This is a genomic window from Luteimicrobium sp. NPDC057192 (genome assembly GCF_042670205.1).
Classification (GTDB): Bacteria; Actinomycetota; Actinomycetes; order Actinomycetales; family Cellulomonadaceae; genus Luteimicrobium.
On the sequence record NZ_JBHUWD010000032.1, the window covers coordinates 44,771 to 61,299 of the forward strand.

The window sequence follows — 16,529 nt, forward strand, 5'->3', positions numbered from 1 at the left end:
CCATAATGAGAATCTTTCTCGGGAAGCAAACCGCGTGATGGACCTCCCGGCCTGTCGAGTGCGCATCGAGGCCCGGCATTCCCTAGAGTTGGGCCGACGTCCGGCGGTCCCGGACGGGCCGCCCGAGCCGGCACGAAGGCCGCCGGCCCTGGTCCACACGATGAAGGGAATGGCATGTCGCTCAACAAGTCCGAGCTCGTCTCGGCCATCGCGGAGAAGTCCGGCCTCACGAAGGCCGACGCCGAGAACGCGCTGAACGCGTTCCAGGAGGTGCTGATCGAGTCGCTGGGCAAGGGCGAGGCCGTCAAGCTCACGGGCCTGCTCTCGGTCGAGCGTGTCGAGCGCGCCGCTCGCACGGGCCGCAACCCGCGCACCGGCGAGGAGATCGCCATCCCCGCCGGCTTCGGCGTGAAGCTCTCGGCCGGCAGCCTCCTCAAGAAGGCCGTCTCCGCCTGAGACCAGCACCACCGGCGCCACCCCTGACCGGGGTGTCGCTCGCCCGAGGGGTCGCACGTCCGCGTGCGGCCCCTCGCTGCGTCCTCCGGCCTCCTGCGCGCGTCGCGGTGCCGGCTCCCAGTCGGGAGTGCGAGCATCGCCCCCGTGAGCAGCCCCCGGCACGCCGAGCGGCCACGGCCCTCGGCTCACCCTGAGAGATCCGGGCACGCGCACGGGCACGGGCACGACCCGGCGCTCGCGGGTTCCGTCCGCACGACGCCGCGGACCCGGGCCGTCGTGCTCGCGCTCCTGCTGCCGGTGCTCGTCGCGACCGTGGTCGGTGCCGTCGTGCTCTGGCCGAGCGGCGATCGTCTGCCCGACAAGATCGCCGGCTCCGTCCCGGGTGCCGTGCTGCTGCACGGCACCGTCGCCGGCCCGGCGGACGACAAGGGGAACGTGCCGGTGCGCGTGACCCGGGTCGGGAAGCCCGCGCCCGACCCGACGGCGCCGTCGTCGGACCCGAGCCCCGCGCCCGTGAAGGCCGGCCAGACGGTCGAGGCCAACGCCCCGACGGAACTGGTCCAGTACGGGTTCGAGGCGGGCCAGAAGGTCACCGTCCTGTACCTGCCGACGGGAGCCGCCGACGGGTCGGCCGGCGACGGGTCGGCCGGCGACGGGGCCGCGGACACCACGGGGGACCAGGGCGACCCGGGCGCGGACGGCGACGGGGCCGGCGCGCCCGTCGACGGCAGCGTCGACCTGGGGAGCCAGAGCGTCTACGGCATCGTCGACTTCGACCGCTCGTTCCCCGTCGGGCTCCTCGCCGCCACCTTCGCGGTCCTCGTCGTCGTGGTGGCGCGCTGGCGCGGTCTCGCTGCCCTGGCCGGCCTGGCCGTGGCGCTCGTGACGGTCGCGTTCTTCACGGTCCCGGCGCTGCTCGAGGGCCGCTCGGCGCTGGGGGTCGCGCTCGTCACCGCGGTCGCGGTCATGTTCGTGACGCTCTACCTCGCGCACGGCTTCACGATCCGGACGTCGACGGCCCTGCTCGGGACGCTCGCGGGCATCGCGATCGCCGGCGCGCTCGCCTGGTGGGCGTCGGGTGCCGCGCAGGTCACCGGCGCGACGAGCGAGGAGTCGTACTGGCTCCCCAGCCAGGCGCCGCACGTGAGTCTCGCGGGAGTCGCGCTGTGCGGGATGATCCTCGCCGGCCTCGGCGCGCTGAACGACGTGACGATCACGCAGGCGTCGTCCGTCTGGGAGCTGCGAGCCGTCGCCCCCGGTGCGAGCCGGAGGTCGCTGTTCACCTCCGCGCTGCGCATCGGGCGCGACCACATCGCGTCCACCGTCTACACGATCGCGTTCGCGTACCTCGGCGCGTCCCTCCCGCTCCTGCTCGCGGTGTGGCTGCAGGAGCAGCCGCTCAGCATCTCCCTGACGACCGGCTCGATCGTCGAGGAGGTCGTGCGCACCCTCGTCGGCACCATCGGGCTGGTGCTCGCCATCCCGCTCACGACGGCGATCGCCGCCGTGTGCGTACCGGGCGGTCCCGCCGCCTCGCGACCTGCGGCGACGGCGCCGGACGACCGGCCGGTGGAGGCGTCGGCCCCGGTAGACTCGGCCGCGGCGATGGATCCCGCCGAGGTCGTCGTCGCCGGCACCGGCCAGATGAGCGATGCGGAGTTCTGGTCCGACCGGCGTCGCCGCGCCTGAACCGCCCTCCCGGCTGATGGTTCCTGTCTGCACGCTTCCCCGCGGATAGGAGAGTCATGCCCGTCGCGAGACGACGCCCCCACCACCTGGACCCCGTGCTGCTGCTCGTGGTCGCCGTCGGCGGTGGCGTCGGCACGTGCGCGCGGTACGCGCTGTCCAACGCCCTGCTGCCCGAGCACGGGCTCCCGGTCGGCACGCTCACCGCCAACCTCGTCGGAGCGTTCCTGCTCGGCGTGCTGCTCGAGCTCCTCGTCCGTGCGGGGCGCGAGACGCGCGGGCGCCGGGTGCTTCGCCTCGGCGTCGGCACCGGATTCATGGGTGGCTTCACGACGTTCTCCAGCCTCGCGCTCGAGGTGGAGCGGCTCCTGCAGGACGGCCGCGTCGGCCTCGCTCTCGCGTACGGGCTCGGGAGCGTCGTCGTCGGGTTCGCCCTGTGCCTCGCCGGCGTCATGCTTTCCGCTCGGCACCACCGACGGCTCGGCGTGCTGCTTCCCCGCGATCCCGACGCCCCGGAGCCCGGGCTGTGAACGGCACTCTCGCCTGGGCGCTCGTGTGCGTGCTGGGCGGCGTGGGCGCCGTCACGCGGTTCGTCGTCGACGGCGCGATCAAGGGCCGCTGGACCCACGCCTTCCCCGTCGCGACGTTCCTCATCAACGTGAGCGGCTCGTTCGTGATCGGCGTCCTCGCGGGCGCGCTCGCGTACGGGCCGCTCACGCCGGACGGCTACCTGCTGCTCGCCACGGGCTTCTGCGGCGGGTACACCACGTTCTCGACGGCGATGGTCGAGACCGTGCGTCTCGTCCAGGCCGGGGACGTGCGGCGGGCTGTCGGCAGCGGGCTCGGCACGCTCGTCGTGTGCGTGGGGGCCGCGGCGCTGGGCGTGGGGCTCGCGGCGCTCGTCTGGTGACGACCGCCGCGGCCTCCCGCCCGACCGGCATGCTCAGCGGGCCCGCAGGCGCTGCGTGACGAACAGCGCTGCCCGGTCGAGGGCCTCGTCCGCCTCGTCGAGCGTCCCCGCATACGCCTGGAAGACGTGCGGCACGTCGGCCGTGACGTCGAGGACGACGTCCACCCCTGCGTCCCGGGCGCGGTCCGCGAGGCGGACGGCGTCGTCGAGCAGCAGCTCGTTGGTCCCGACCTGCAGCAGGACGGGCGGGAAGCCGGTGAGGTCGGCCAGGACCGCGGGCGCCGCGAGCGGCTGCGCCGCGTCCTGGTCGCCGAGGTAGACCGCGCCCATCCAGTCCATGTCGGCGCGCCTGAAGAACGGGTCGATGCCCTCCTTCGTCGTCATCGACGCGCCGGACCGTGTGTGGTCGAGGGCCGGCGAGAACGCGACGATCCCCGCCGGGACCGGGAGCCCGGCGTCCCTCGCGGCCAGGGTCGTGGTCACCGCGAGGTTGCCTCCCGCGGAGTCGCCCGCGACCACGATCGACCCCGGCGTGGCGCCGTCGTCAAGCAGGGCGCGGTAGGCGGCGACGCCGTCCTCGATCGCGGCCGGGAACGGGTGCTCGGGCGCGAGGCGGTAGTCGAGCGAGACCGCCCGGACGCCTGTGCGGCGCACGAGCTGCGCGGTCAGGGGCATCGCGGTGTCAGGAGAGCCGAGCGAGAACGACCCGCCGTGGAAGTAGAGGATCGTCCCGGGCGCGGGCTCGCCCTCCGGCTCGACGACGACGGCCGGGCGACCGGCGAGCGTCGCGGGCTCGCGCCGGACGTCGGTGGGGACGGCGAACGAGCCCATGAGGGCGGCAAACCCGGCCCGCATCGCCTCGATCGGAGCGGGACCGTCGGGGTGCGGGGCTCGCTGGAGCGTCTCGTCGAGCGTCCGTCGCTGCTGCCTGCTCATGGGTGCCTCCTGGCGTCGTGGATGCCACGGAAGTAGATGCCGTGGCATGTAGATGTAGACTCTATGCCGTGGCATCGACTCTGGCAAGCGCCCCCCGGCTCGCGTTCTTCGACGACCTCGTCCGGTGCGAGACGCGCCTCTACAACGCCGTGGGCGAGCGGCTGCGCGTGGAGCACGGCCTCACGACGGCGCAGTACGAGCTCCTGCACCGGCTCGCCGACCGTCCCGCCTCCCGTGTCGCCGACCTCGCCGCCTACTTCGCGGCGGGCGTCGGCGCCGTCAGCAAGATGGTGGACCGGTCCGAGGCGCGGGGGTGGGTGCGGCGGGTGCCGAACCCGGACGACCGGCGGTCGTCGTTGATCGAGCTCACCGCGACCGGCGCCGCGCTCGTCGTCGAGGCGCGGCGCACGTTCGACGCCCGGCTGCGCGAGCTGCTCGAGCCGGCGCTCGCGCCCGGCGAGGTCGCCGTCGTGGCGTCCGCGCTCGCCCGGTTGCGGGGCTCGCTGGAGGAGGCGCGGGTCGGGCTCCCGGTCGGCTGACCCCCTCGACCCTCCTGGCCCCGTTGCCCCCGGCTGGTTGACCTCGTCGCCGCGAGGTAGCGCTCTTCGCTCGAGGTAGCGCGAAGTCCGTGCTACCTCGGGCGAACAGCGCTACCTCGGCGCGGGGGCCGGGGTCGAGGCCGGCGCTGAGGTCGAGGCGGCCGAGGCTGCCGTGGCCGACGGCATGTCGGGACCGAGGATCGCGGCGAGCAGGTCGCCGAGGCGGTCACGGCCGGCGTCGTCGAGCACACGGAACGACTCTCCCAGGACCCTGTCAGCCTCCCGCTGCGCCTCGGCGCGCAGCCTCTCGCCCGTCGCGGTGATGCGGTGCCGGACGGCGCGGCCCGGGCCGTCGACCCGCTCGACGAGGTCGCGGGCGACCATGCGGGTCGCGAGCGTGCCCATCGACTGGTCGGTCTGGAACGTGAGCACGGCGAGCTCGTGCAGCGAGGCGTCGGGGTGCAGGTGCAGGTGGCGCAGGGCGTCCCACTGAGCGACCGTCAGCCCGAGCGGGGCGAGCCGTGCCTCGAGGGCACGGTGGTGGCGCACCTGGAGCCGCTTGATCGCGAGCCCGAGCCGGCCGGCGCTGTACGAAGTCCCGTCTGCCATGGCCGCAGCGTATCAGGTTGCTGATATAAGGATGCTGAGATAGCCTCGCCGCATGATCATCGACGCCATCCCCCTGACCCTGTCCGACGTCGGCACGGGCGTGCCCGCGCTGCTGCTCCACGGCGGAGGCGGCCCCGCGTCGGTCGCGCCGTTCGTCCCGCTCCTGGCCGAGCGGCTGGGCGCCCGCGTGCTCACACCGACCCATCCCGGCTTCGCGGGCACCGAGCGCCCGGACGAGCTCACCACCGTCCGGCAGCTCGCCGAGCTCTACGCCCGGCTCCTCGACGAGCTCGACCTCGACGACGTCACCGTCGTCGGGAACTCGATCGGCGGCTGGGTCGCGCAGGAGCTCGCGCTCCTCGGCTCGCCGCGCGTCGGGCGGGTGGTCCTCGTCGACTCGGTGGGTGTCGAGGTGGCGGGGCACCCGGTCGCGGACTTCTTCGCGCTGACCTTCCCGGAGCTCGCGGAGCTCAGCTACCACGACCCCGAGCGGTTCCGGATCGACCCCGACGCGCTCCCGCCCGAGGCGCGCGCCGTCCTCGCGGCCAACCGCGCCGCCCTCGCCGTCTACGCGGGCGCCGGCATGACGGACCCGACGCTGCTCGCGCGCCTGCGCGACGTCTCGGTGCCGACGCTCGTCGTCTGGGGCGAGGACGACCGCATCGCCGACCCGGTCTACGGGCGGGCGCTCGCTGACGCCATCCCGGGCGCGGAGCTCCGCGTCCTTCCCCGCACGGGCCACCTCCCGCAGCTCGAGACTCCCGACGTGCTGGCGGACGTCGTCGCCGAGCACGTCGCGGCACACCCGGCGCCCGCCGCGAGGTAGCGCTTCTCGCTCGACGTAGCGCGAAGTCCGCGCTACCTCACGCGAGACGCGCTACCTCGCCGGGGGCGGGGGCTTACAGGTCGCCCGTGCGCTGCAGGTACCTCATGACACCCCAGCCGATGGGGATGCGGGCCCAGTACGTCGCGACGCGGAACAGCACGACCACGGACGTCGCGATCGGCGCCGACACGCCGGCCGTCGTGAGCCCGAGGATCAGGGCGGCCTCGATCGCGCCGATGCCGCCCGGCGTCGGGACGGCGGACCCGGCGGCGTTGCCCACGAGGTAGATGACCGCGACGTCGACGAGGTTGAGGCTCTGCCCGAACGCGGCGAGCGCGGCGTCGAACGCGAGCACGTAGCCCATCGACAGCAGGACGTTGCCGCCGACGCCGAGCGCGAGCCGTGAGGGCTGGCTGAGCATCTGCGAGAGGCGGGGCCAGACCTGCTGGAGCGTCGGGCCGACCCGCTTGACGATCCATCGCCGCACCGCGGGCACGAGCAGGGTCGACGCGGCCAGCGCAGCCAGCCCGCCGATCGCGATCATGATCGTCGTGGACGGGAGCGAGACGAGCGCGCCGCCGTCGCCCGACGCGAGCGACAGGACCAGCAGGATCCCGACGGTCACCGCGAACTGCGTGAGCTGGACGAGCGCCACGGTCGCCAGCGCGAGCGACGTCGTGACCCCGCGCCGCGTGAGGAGCCGCAGGTTGAGCGCGGCCGGGCCGATCCCGGCGGGCGCCGCGAGCGCGACGAACGAGCCGGCGATCTGCGTGAGGAACGTCCGGATCCACGGGATCTTGACGGGCGAGAACGCGACGAGCGTGAGCGCCGCGCCGATCCACGTGAGGATGCCGAGCGCGAACGTCGCGACCGCCCACCACGGGTTCGCGTCGGCGAGCGCGGAGGTGATCTCGTCCGCGTTGATCGTGGTGATGATGACGGCGACCGCGACGACGGTCAGCGTGAGCGTGATGATCGTGCGGACGGAGAACCGGGTGAGGTTCTCGGGCTCGAGGTCGGCCTCGGGCATGCGGTCGACGATCTCGGCGCGGAGCTGCTTGAGGATCGTCTTGTCGGAGCGGACCTCCTCGCGCGTCGGCGCGGGGAGCGCGATCGACTGGAGGATCGGACCCACGGACTCGAGGTCCTCGGGGCTGAGCGCGCGGGCTGCCGACTCGACGGCGCGCTGCGCGCCGACGGCGAGCGCGAGGAGCGCGAGCATCTGCGCCAGGTCGAGGCGTCGCGCGAGCTCGGGCGACGCGACCTCGCCGGACTCCCAGCCCGTGAGCCAGACGTGGGGAGGCCGGCCGTCCTCGGCACCGACGAGGACGACGTCGGAGGTGAGCGCACGGTGCGTGAGCCCCGCGTCGTGGGCCGTGCGGAGCTGCAGCCAGGCGTCGGCGAGGACGTCGTCGTCGAGCAGGTCGTGGTCGACGTCGCGCAGCGAGACGATCCCGTCGACGTGCTCCTGGACCAGCAGCATCGAGTCGACCGACTCGGCGACTCCCAGGAGCCGCGGGGTCCGGACGCCCGCCGACGCCGCGGCGTAGCTGAGCAGCGCGGCGCGCTCCGCGGCGGCGCGCAGCGAGATCGCGTTCCGCGCCTCGAGCCCCCGGAGCCGGAGCGAGCGCCACAGGCGGGTGAGGAACCCGACGACCTGCCGGTCGCCGTCGAGCACGACGACGTCCCGCCGGTCGCCGTCGGACGTGAAGAGCGCGTAGACGCGGTTGTCGCCCGCGCGGGTCAGGGCGACCGCGGCGGGGTCCCAGGTCGCGACGATCGCCTCGGCGGGGTGCCGGACGGTCTGCGCGACGGACGGGTGCTCCCCGGTGCGCAGGTCGGCGACGTCGACCTCGCCGGTGACGTGCCCGTCGGTGACGCTCGTGACCTGCTGGCGGCGCAGCACGCCCTGCGGGTCGGCGACGTCGCGCACGCGCACCAGGTAGGTGGGGGTGAAGCCGGCCCGCCGGACGCCGTCGACGAGGTCGGGGCCGTAGGCGCGCTCGCTGCGCACGCCCGACAGGTAGCGCACGCCCTGGCCGGCCATCCGGCCGAGCAGCAGGACGATCACGGCGCCGGGCAGCGTGATCTGCGCGGTCACGAAGACGACGGCCAGCGCCACCCAGAGCAGATTCCACGACCACTTGACGGTGCGACGGCGCGACCGCGGCCCGGCCACCGTGAGGAGCCCCGCGATGCCCGCCACGTACCCCGGGAGCACGACGCCGTAGACGTTCCCGCTCCACACGCTGAGCCCGGAGATCATCTCGTCCGAGCCCCAGGCGCGGATCGCGGCGTCCGCGGCGACCGAGAGCAGCAGGCCGGCGATCCCCGCGGCGAGCGACTCGAGCATCTGCCGGCCCAGCCGGCGGAACGCCAGCTCCGTGAGGACCGCGAGCGGCACGAAGACCGTGACGAGCCCCTCGAGCACGGCGACCGGCACCACGAGGATCCGCGCGAGCAGGCTCGAGAAGCCGTGGATGTCCTGCGCGACGCCCTCCGTCGTGCCGTGGGCGTACACCGCGAGCAGCAGGACGACGACGATCCCCACCGCCGACAGCACCACGCCGACCGCGTCGCTCGGGTGGTGCACGCGCATGGCGGGCGTGTCGACGACGCGCACCACCTCGTCGTCGCGCGCGGTGCCGGGCATGGGGCCGAGTCTAGGTGGCGGGTGTGTTTCCGCCCGGTACCGGACGGGCCGTGTCTCGACGACGTCACCCGGTCGTGCGGACGCCGCCCGGACGTCGTCGGGCGAGCGGAGCGGGGCGTCGGTAGCGTGGCGAGCATGACGGCGACGACGTCCCCGGGGGCCGCGAGCGGCGGCAGCGCGGCGGCCGAGCAGATCCCGCTCGAGTTCCGGCGCGTGTGGCTCGTCGCGATCGTGCGCGGCGTCCTGCTGCTGGTGCTCGGGCTGCTGCTCCTCATCGACCCCGTGCGCACGGACCTGTCGACGATGCGCTGGGTGCTCGGCGCGTTCATGATCGCCGACGGCCTCGTCGCCGCGCTGGCCGCCCTGTGGCACCGCAACCAGGCGAGCTGGCAGGTGTGGCTGACCCAGTCGGCGGTCGACGTGATCCTGGGCCTCGTCGTGCTGGCGTGGCCCGACCTCACGCCCAAGGCGCTCTACTACGTGCTGGCTGCGTGGGTGATCGCGCTGGGTGTGACCCTGCTCGTCACGTCGAGCGTGCTGGCTCGGTCCCGCGACATCGAGTGGTCATGGACGCTGACGGCCGGCGTCGTGGCGTTCCTGTTCGGCATCCTACTCGTGCTGCGGACGGGTCAGGACGAGTCGGACCTCGCGACGACGTCGCTCGTGTTCGCCTTCTTCGCGTGGGTCGCGGGTGCGATCTACGTGGTCACGGGCTTCGCGACCCGGGCGCTCGCCCTCGAGCTGCGGTCGCTGCGGGCGCAGCTCGCCGAGCGGGGCGTCACGGCCGCACCGGCGCGGCTCGTGCTCGGCGGCGTCGGGGAGGGGGCGCCGCGACCGGCCCCACGGCCCGCGAAGCCGCCGCGGACGGCCCCCGGACCGACGAAGGAGCCCACGGAGAAGAGGGCGCGCCCCGAGAAGAAGGCGGACGCGCCGTCGTCGGGGGCGGCACCGGGCGGGACGACGCCGGCGCCTCCGTCCGCGCCGCCGGCGACGGAAGGCGGCTCCGACCGGACCGAGCGGATCCGGCCGGCCACGCCGACCGACCCTCCGACGCGCGTGCTCCCCACGGACGACGACCCGGACCGCGAGGACGGCGGCGCGCCGTCGTCGGGGCCCGAGCGCCCGGCCTGACCCTCGCCCGGCCCGGGCCGACGGAGGGCCGGCTCAGCGCCAGGGCGGCGCCGCGCAGCTCCCGTGCTCGGTGAGCACGGGAGCCAGGAGCCGCGTCTCGGGCGGCAGGTCCTCGTCCTCGCGCTCGACGGCCATGGCGACCGCGGTCCGGCCGAGCTCGACGCTCGGGACGTCGATCACCGACAGCGGGACGGCCAGGTGCTCCGCGAGGCCCTGCGGGCTCACGGCCAGCACGGAGACGTCGCCGGGCACGGAGAGCCCACGCCGGGCCAGGGCGTCGAGCACGCCGGGCATCGCCGCCTCGTTGTGCACGACGATCGCCGTGAGGTCCTCGACCTCGGCGAACGCGCGGTCGACGGCGGCCGCCGCGCCCGGGTAGGTCGCCTCGCAGGGCACGACGGCGTGCCGCGAGCCCGCGCGCGAGGCCTCGCCCCGGAACCCGTCGATGATGCGGACGGCGTAGTTGGCGCTGCGCCGGATCGCGGCGTCGGGGGCGCCGAGGAGGGAGATCGCCTCGTGACCGTGGTCGACGAGATGGCGGACCGCGAGCCGGCCCGCCGCCGTGAAGTCCAGGTCGACGCACGCCAGGCCGTGCGTGTCGCTGGGCACGCCGATGAGGATCGCGGGCTGGCGGACCTGCGCGAGCAGGTCGAGCCGGGGGTCCTCGCGCTCGACGTCCATGAGGACGAGCGCGTCCACGCGCGATCCCGCCGCGAGGCGCTGGACCGCCTCGACGTCGTCCTCGGTGATCACGAGGACGTCGTCCCCGTGGCTGCGCGCGGCCGTGATGACACCCGTCACGACCTCCATGACCGTCGCGGAGTTCGTCTCGAGCGCGCGCAGCGGCACGACGAGACCGATCACGTCGGTCCGGTTGCTGGCGAGCGCCTGCGCGCCCGCGTGCGGGCTGAAGCCGAGCTGCGTGATCGCGTCGGCGACACGGGTGCGGGTCGCCGCGGAGATCGGGCGCTTGCCGGACAGCGCGTAGCTGACGGTGGAGACGGAGACGCCCGCGAGCCGCGCGACGTCGGCGATCGTGGCCATAGGAGGGATCCTAGGCAGCACGTGAGAGCATGCCGCGGTGGCCACCCCGTCGTCCCCCGTGAACGTCGTCACCGGCAGGCACGAGCTCCTCTACGGCGGGGACTACAACCCCGACCAGTGGACGCCCGACGTGTGGCGCGAGGACGTCGCGCTCATGCAGCAGGCGGGGGTCAACCTCGTCACGGTCGGCGTCTTCTCGTGGGCGTCGATCGAGCCCGAGCCCGGCCGGTTCACGTGGGGTTGGCTCGACGAGGTGCTCGACCTCCTCCACGAGGCAGGCGTCGGCGTCGACCTCGCGACACCGAGCGCGTCGGCGCCGCCGTGGCTCGCGCGGCTCCACCCCGAGACGTCGTCGGTCGACGCGGCGGGAGTGCGGACGAGCGTGGGCTCGCGCAACCACTTCTGCCCGAGCGCGCCCGCCTACCGGGACGCCGTCGTCGCCGTGGCGCGGGCGCTCGCGGAGCGCTACGGCGACCATCCGGCCGTCGAGCTGTGGCACGTCGGGAACGAGTTCGGGCAGGAGTGCTTCTGCGACCTGTGCGCGGGGCGCTTCCGTGCCTGGCTCGCCGACCGGTACGGCGACCTCGACGGGCTCAACGAGGCGTGGGGCACCACGTTCTGGAGCCAGCGGTACGCCGACTGGGCCGAGGTCGTGCCGCCGCGCGTCGCGCCGTACGTGCACAACCCGGCGCAGCTCCTCGACTTCCGGCGGTTCACGTCGGACCAGCTGCTCGACCTGTACCGGATCCAGGCCGCCGAGCTGCGCCGAGCCGGCGGCACGCCCGTGACGACGAACTTCATGGGCTTCTTCCCGGGGGTCGACCAGCACTCCTGGGCGGGCGACCTCGACGTCGTCTCCGACGACCACTACGGCGACCCCGAGCACCCGACCCCCGCGCGGTCGGCGCTCACGCACGACCTGCTGCGCGGCGTCGGGCGGGGACGGCCCTGGCTGCTCCTCGAGCAGGCGACGAGCGCCGTGAGCTGGCGCGCGCACAACGTGCCGAAGACGCCCGTGCAGATGCTCCAGGACTCGCTGCGCGCCGTCGCCCACGGTGCCGACGGCGTCTGTTACTTCCAGTGGCGCGCGTCGGCGTCGGGGTCCGAGCAGTTCCACTCCGCGATGCTCCCGCACGCCGGGCCCGACACGCGCCTGCACCGCGCGGTCCGCGAGCAGGGCGCGGTCCTGAAGCGCCTCGGGGCCGTCGCGGGGACGCGCGTGCCGGCGCGCGTGGCGCTGGTGTTCGACTGGCCGTCGCTGTGGGCGTCCGAGCTGCCCGCGCGTCCGTCCGAGCACCTGCGCGCGACGGCGCAGCTCGAGGCGTACCACCGGCCCTTCTGGGAGGACGGCATCCCCGTGGACGTCGTGCCCCCGGACGCCGACCTCGACGGCTACGACCTCGTCGTCGTGCCCTCGCTCCAGCTCGTGGGCGACGCCGCCGCGGCGAACGTCGCCCGCGTCCCCGAGCGCGGAGGGGTGCTGCTCGTGGGGCCGTTCAGCGCGGTCCAGGACCCGACGACGCGCGTCCGGACCGGCGCCTTCCCCGCGCCGTGGACCGGGGTGCTGGGCGTCGCGGGCGAGGAGTGGCGGCCGCTGCCCCCGGACGGGGTCGCGGTGCGCAGCGACGCGTGGGGCGAGTTCACCGCGCACGTCTGGTCCGAGAGCGTCGCCGCCCGTGACGCCGACGTCCTCGCCGCCTACGACGGTGCCGGCCTCGCGGGCGAGCCCGCGATCCTGCGCCGCACCGTCGGGGAGGGCGAGGCCTGGTACGTGAGCACGGTGCCGCCGTCGGACATGCTGGGCGCGGTGGTGCGGGCGTGCGCCCGCGCCGCTGGCGTGGTCGCGCCGGTCCTCGACCTGCCGCGGGGCGTCGAGGCGGCGGTGCGCGGGGACGTCGTCTTCCTGCTCAACGCCGACGACGTCGCGCGCGACGTCACCGTGCCCGGCGGCGCCGAGGACCTGCTCGGGGCGCCGGTGGCGGCCGGCCGGGTCGAGCTCGCGCCGGGCGGGGTGGCGGCGGTGCGGGTCAGTCCGTCTGGCCGATGAAGACGTGGGGCCGCGACTGCGTGATGTAGTCCGGGACCCACGACGCGACAGCGCGGACGCGCTGGTTCCACCCCGACAGCAGCACGAGGTGCACGCCGAGCCACGCGAGGAACGCCGGGAACCCGCCGAGGAACACGCGCTGACGGCCCAGCTCGGCGACCGCCGCACCGCGCCCGATCATCGCCATGTACCCGCGGTCGACGTACCCGAACGGCTGCGGGGTGCCCCCCGCGCGGGTCGCGAGGATGTTCTTGGCGGCCCACTTGCCCGACTGCTTCGCGACCGAGCCGAGCTGCGGCAGGTGGTCACCGCGCGCGTCGGTGATGTTCGCGGCGTCACCGAGCACGTAGACGCCCTCGAAGCCCTCGACGGTGAGGTCGGGCCGGACGTCGATACGTCCGCCGCGGCCCTGCGGGAGCCCCGACTCGGCGAGCAGCGCCCCGGCCTTGAGCCCGCCCGCCCACACGACGAGGTCCGCGGGGAGCTTGTCGTCGCCGAGGGTCAGCCCGTCCGGCGCGACGGCCGTGACCGGCGAGCCGAGCGCGAGCGTGATGCCGCGACGCTCGAGCTGGTCGGCCGCGTACTGCTGCGACCGCTCGGAGAACGGCATGAGCGGGTGGGGGAGCATGTCGACGAGCGCCACCGAGCTGCGGTCCGCCAGCTCCTTCGAGTAGAGCTCCGGGATGACGTAGCGGATGTTCTCCGCGATGGCGCCCGCGGTCTCGACGCCCGTCGGACCTGCGCCGACGACGGCCACCCGCACGGGCTTGCCCTCCGAGTCGGCACGGTCGAACAGGTCGACCAGCGCGTTCCCGAGCTTGCGGGCGTCGTGCGCCGAGTACAGCGGGTAGGTGAGCTCCTCGGCGCCGGGAGTGTTGAAGAAGTTCGGGACGGCGCCGCACGCGATCACGAGCGACGGCGCCTGGAACGTGTCGCCGTCGGCGGTCGTGACGGAGCGCTGGGCGGCGTCGATCTTCGTGACCTCGGTCCGGAGCACGCGCACCGCCGGGAGGTGACGGAAGATCGAGCGCAGCGGGCGCGCGATCGCCGACTCCCCGACCTGTGCCGTCGCCAGCTGGTAGAGCAGCGGCTGGAACTGCGTGTAGCCGTTCGTGTCGAGCAGGAGCGTGCGCACCCCCGCCCGCCCGAGCTTCAGTGCGGCCGCGACTCCGGCGAAGCCGCCGCCCACGACGATGACGTCAGGTTCCATCTGCGCTGCTGCCATGACTCGACCGTACGACCACCCGGGCCCGGAGGCTCACCGGGCGGCGGCCGCGTCGTCGGCCGTGCGTCAGGTGATGCCGAGCGCGTCCTTCCAGCTCTGCGGCAGCAGCGCGTACCCGACGAACGACACGACGTCGAGGATCGTGTGCGCGACGACGAGCGGCATGACGCGCCGTCGGCCCCAGCGGGACGTGTAGAACCACGAGAACAGGACGCCCATCGCCATGTTCCCGAAGAACGGACCCCAGCCCTGGTAGAGGTGGTACGAGCCGCGGAGCACCGAGCTCGCTGCGACGAACCTCCAGCGCCCCCAGCCGAGGTCGGTCAGGCGCTCGTGCAGGTACCCGACGACGATGATCTCCTCGAGCAGCGCGTTCATGATCGCGCGGGCCACGAGGATCGGGACCGTCCACCAGTAGGCGTTCAGCGCGGACGCCTGGACCTCGACCGTGATGCCGATCGCCCGGCCCAGCGCGTAGAAGCCGAGCCCGGGGATGCCGATCACCGCGGCCAGGCCCACCCCCCACGCGAGGTCCTTGCCCGGCCGGTGCAGGTCGAAGCCGATCGCGCGCGTCGCCGAGCGGCCGCGGTTCGAGAGCAGGTAGAGCGCCAGCACGACCGGCACCAGCGTGAAGACGATGCTCAGCACCTGGTACGTCAGGTCCAGGTAGGGGCGCGGCGACTGGCTCGTGTTGATGGCCGTCGACTGGCCCTTGAGCGGTCCCTGCGACAGCGCCGCGACCAGAGCCACGACCGCGTACACCGCCGACTGCCCCAGACTGAGGCCCAGGAGGATCCAGATCTCCGCCACGATCCGCGGACGGCGCAGCCAGGGTGGTGTCGGGCCCGTGGCCGGCGCGGCGGACGGCGCCGCGGGCGGGGGAGCGGGCGTCGTCGTCATGCTGCGGTTATAGCACCGCGACCTGCCCGTCCGCGGTGCGGGGTGCACGGGTCGTCCACATGATCGTCACCGGGCGTCTGCGGTGTCCCCGAGCAACGGTCGGAGACGGTCAGTACCGTAGAACGGACGTCCTCCGAGGACCCGGAACCTGACCACTCACCGACCCGAAACGCCTGTGACGCCTCGTACCCAGCCGCTGCCCCCGTCCCCCGACCACGACGACGACGTCACCTCCACCCGGCCCCTGCCGCCCTCGATCCCGCCCCGGCGGGCTGCTGGCGCGCACCCGCAGGCCCGGACGGTCCGCGTGCCGTCCGTGCCGGCGTCGGACGTGCCCGCGCACGGCACCGCGCGTCCCACGGCGTCGCGGCCGCCGCTGCCCGCGCCCACCGACCGGACCCGCGCCGTCCCGGCGCACGTGCAGCACGTCCCGGACGCCCACGCGGCCGACGGCGTCGCGGAGCGCATCGAGGACCGCGCCCCCAAGCCGTCGGTCGTCCAGGTGGCGGGCTCGGCGCTCGCTGCCGTGTCGTCGACGCTGCTGCTGTCGTACCTCGGGGTCGCCGGGACGATCGTCGGCGCGGGCATCGCCTCCGTGCTCACGGTGCTCGGCAACTTCGTCTACCAGCGGTCGATGCTGCGCGCGCACCAGAAGGTCGCGACCGCGCTGCGCACCGGAGCGCGTCTGGGCGCCGGTGCGTCGGCGTCCGAGGTCACGGCGACGACGACCTCCGCCGAGATACCGAGGAACGGCCGAGATACCGATGCAGACGCGGTATCTCGAACGAATCCCGGTATCTCGCCGAACGGGGACGCCCCGGAGGGCATCGCCCCCGATGCGGCGAAGCGTCGTGTCCGCCGCCGGCTCGTCGTGGCGGCTGTGGCGCTGTTCGCGGCGATCGTGGCGGTCGTGACGGTCGTCGAGCTCGTCGCCGGCAAGCCGCTGACGAACCTCCTGCACGGCACCGACGGTTCGGGCACGAGCATCTCCGACATCACCCGGCAGCGCAGCGGCGGTAGCGGCGCCCCCGCGCCGTCGCCCACGACGACCGAGACGGGCCGCACCACGGACGACTCGTCCACGGGCGGCACCACGTCGGACCCGAAGCCCACGACGACGCCCGACCAGGCCACGGATCCCACGACGGGCAGCGACCCGACCGGGTCCGGCTCGACCGGTTCCGGCACGGACGACGGCGCGACCGGCGGCTCGTCAGGTTCCGGCTCGTCCGGATCGAGCGGCTCGGACTCGTCGGGATCGACCGGCACGGGCTCGCAGGACGGCACGTCGACGGGCGACCAGGGTTCCGACGGCTCCACCGGTTCGGACGGCTCGTCGGACGGTTCCGGGTCGACCGAGCCGACGACGCCCTCCGACACCCAGCCGACGACGTCGTCCGACGCTGCGCAGGCCACCGTCCCGACGGGTTCGGCCGCAGGCGCGGACGGCGCGAGCGGCGCGGGTTCGTAACGGCCTTGCCTAGCGCCGAGCGCGCGACCCGCGGCGGCGCCCCCGCCGTCGAACACGAAGGTCCGGCGTCGCGCCAACCGCCCACCTCCGCGTTCG

Annotated in this window: 14 protein-coding genes, 1 pseudogene and 1 riboswitch; of the genes and pseudogenes, 9 read left to right on the top strand and 6 right to left on the bottom strand. The window is 74.3% G+C overall.

The genetic code is table 11. The features are described 5' to 3' along the window. Window positions 1-174: 174 nt before the first annotated feature. The 4 genes and pseudogenes from ACFT5B_RS14840 (at window position 175) to crcB (ACFT5B_RS14855) (ending at window position 3,052) form a co-directional block, all read left to right on the top strand. Window positions 175-456 carry an HU family DNA-binding protein gene (locus ACFT5B_RS14840; RefSeq protein WP_386799550.1) on the top strand — a complete coding sequence of 94 codons (282 nt, stop codon included), beginning with the start codon at window positions 175-177 and terminating at the stop codon, window positions 454-456. 831 nt (window positions 457-1,287) lie between these two features. Continuing rightward, window positions 1,288-1,902 (top strand): annotated as a pseudogene (locus ACFT5B_RS14845) (YibE/F family protein); the annotation flags it as partial. A 146-nt stretch (window positions 1,903-2,048) separates the two neighbouring features. Further along, window positions 2,049-2,178: riboswitch (Fluoride riboswitch) on the top strand. Window positions 2,179-2,201: 23 nt separating this feature from the next. Continuing rightward, a complete protein-coding gene (gene crcB, locus ACFT5B_RS14850) occupies window positions 2,202-2,672 on the top strand; it encodes a fluoride efflux transporter CrcB (protein ID WP_386799552.1) in 471 nt (156 codons plus the stop codon). Beyond that, entirely contained in the window at window positions 2,669-3,052 is a 384-nt protein-coding gene (crcB, locus tag ACFT5B_RS14855; RefSeq protein WP_386799554.1) for a fluoride efflux transporter CrcB, read from the top strand. Before crcB (ACFT5B_RS14850) ends, crcB (ACFT5B_RS14855) begins: the two co-directional genes overlap by 4 nt. 33 nt (window positions 3,053-3,085) lie before the next feature. Here crcB (ACFT5B_RS14855) and ACFT5B_RS14860 read toward each other — a convergent pair whose 3' ends face one another. Further along, window positions 3,086-3,988: an alpha/beta hydrolase gene (locus ACFT5B_RS14860; RefSeq protein ID WP_386799556.1), complete on the bottom strand. Its 903-nt coding sequence runs from the start codon at window positions 3,986-3,988 to the stop codon at window positions 3,086-3,088. 68 nt (window positions 3,989-4,056) lie between these two features. On the opposite strand from ACFT5B_RS14860, the gene ACFT5B_RS14865 reads away from it, so the two are divergent. Continuing rightward, window positions 4,057-4,527 (top strand): MarR family winged helix-turn-helix transcriptional regulator, encoded by a 471-nt coding sequence (locus ACFT5B_RS14865; RefSeq protein ID WP_386799558.1) that lies wholly within the window; start codon window positions 4,057-4,059, stop codon window positions 4,525-4,527. A 111-nt stretch (window positions 4,528-4,638) separates the two neighbouring features. Here the strand turns inward: ACFT5B_RS14865 and ACFT5B_RS14870 are convergent, their stop codons facing one another. Continuing rightward, complete coding sequence (locus tag ACFT5B_RS14870; RefSeq protein WP_386799560.1) at window positions 4,639-5,136, bottom strand: MarR family winged helix-turn-helix transcriptional regulator; 498 nt, start codon at window positions 5,134-5,136, stop codon at window positions 4,639-4,641. Window positions 5,137-5,188: 52 nt separating this feature from the next. Here ACFT5B_RS14870 and ACFT5B_RS14875 point away from each other — a divergent pair, with 52 nt between their 5' ends. Further along, on the top strand, window positions 5,189-5,962 hold the full coding sequence (locus ACFT5B_RS14875; protein WP_386799563.1) for an alpha/beta fold hydrolase: 774 nt from the start codon (window positions 5,189-5,191) through the stop codon (window positions 5,960-5,962). 73 nt (window positions 5,963-6,035) lie between these two features. Here the strand turns inward: ACFT5B_RS14875 and ACFT5B_RS14880 are convergent, their stop codons facing one another. Further along, the gene (locus ACFT5B_RS14880) at window positions 6,036-8,615 is read right to left on the bottom strand and encodes a YbhN family protein (RefSeq protein ID WP_386799565.1); all 2,580 of its coding nucleotides are present in this window, start codon (window positions 8,613-8,615) and stop codon (window positions 6,036-6,038) included. A gap of 135 nt (window positions 8,616-8,750) precedes the next feature. On the opposite strand from ACFT5B_RS14880, the gene ACFT5B_RS14885 reads away from it, so the two are divergent. Further along, entirely contained in the window at window positions 8,751-9,746 is a 996-nt protein-coding gene (locus ACFT5B_RS14885; RefSeq protein WP_386799567.1) for an HdeD family acid-resistance protein, read from the top strand. A gap of 33 nt (window positions 9,747-9,779) precedes the next feature. Here the strand turns inward: ACFT5B_RS14885 and ACFT5B_RS14890 are convergent, their stop codons facing one another. Then, entirely contained in the window at window positions 9,780-10,790 is a 1,011-nt protein-coding gene (locus ACFT5B_RS14890) for a LacI family DNA-binding transcriptional regulator (RefSeq protein WP_386799569.1), read from the bottom strand. Between the two features lie 37 nt (window positions 10,791-10,827). Here ACFT5B_RS14890 and ACFT5B_RS14895 point away from each other — a divergent pair, with 37 nt between their 5' ends. Then, window positions 10,828-12,837: a beta-galactosidase gene (locus ACFT5B_RS14895; protein WP_386799571.1), complete on the top strand. Its 2,010-nt coding sequence runs from the start codon at window positions 10,828-10,830 to the stop codon at window positions 12,835-12,837. Here the strand turns inward: ACFT5B_RS14895 and ACFT5B_RS14900 are convergent. Together ACFT5B_RS14900 and ACFT5B_RS14905 are read right to left on the bottom strand one after the other, a co-directional pair. Next, a complete protein-coding gene (locus ACFT5B_RS14900) occupies window positions 12,818-14,062 on the bottom strand; it encodes an NAD(P)/FAD-dependent oxidoreductase (RefSeq protein ID WP_386799573.1) in 1,245 nt (414 codons plus the stop codon). The genes ACFT5B_RS14895 and ACFT5B_RS14900 overlap by 20 nt on opposite strands. 66 nt (window positions 14,063-14,128) lie before the next feature. Further along, window positions 14,129-14,962 carry a CPBP family intramembrane glutamic endopeptidase gene (locus ACFT5B_RS14905; RefSeq protein ID WP_386799575.1) on the bottom strand — a complete coding sequence of 278 codons (834 nt, stop codon included), beginning with the start codon at window positions 14,960-14,962 and terminating at the stop codon, window positions 14,129-14,131. A gap of 307 nt (window positions 14,963-15,269) precedes the next feature. On the opposite strand from ACFT5B_RS14905, the gene ACFT5B_RS14910 reads away from it, so the two are divergent. Next, window positions 15,270-16,433, top strand: coding sequence for a hypothetical protein (locus ACFT5B_RS14910; protein ID WP_386799577.1), 1,164 nt, complete (start codon window positions 15,270-15,272; stop codon window positions 16,431-16,433). The last annotated feature ends 96 nt before the right edge of the window (window positions 16,434-16,529 follow it).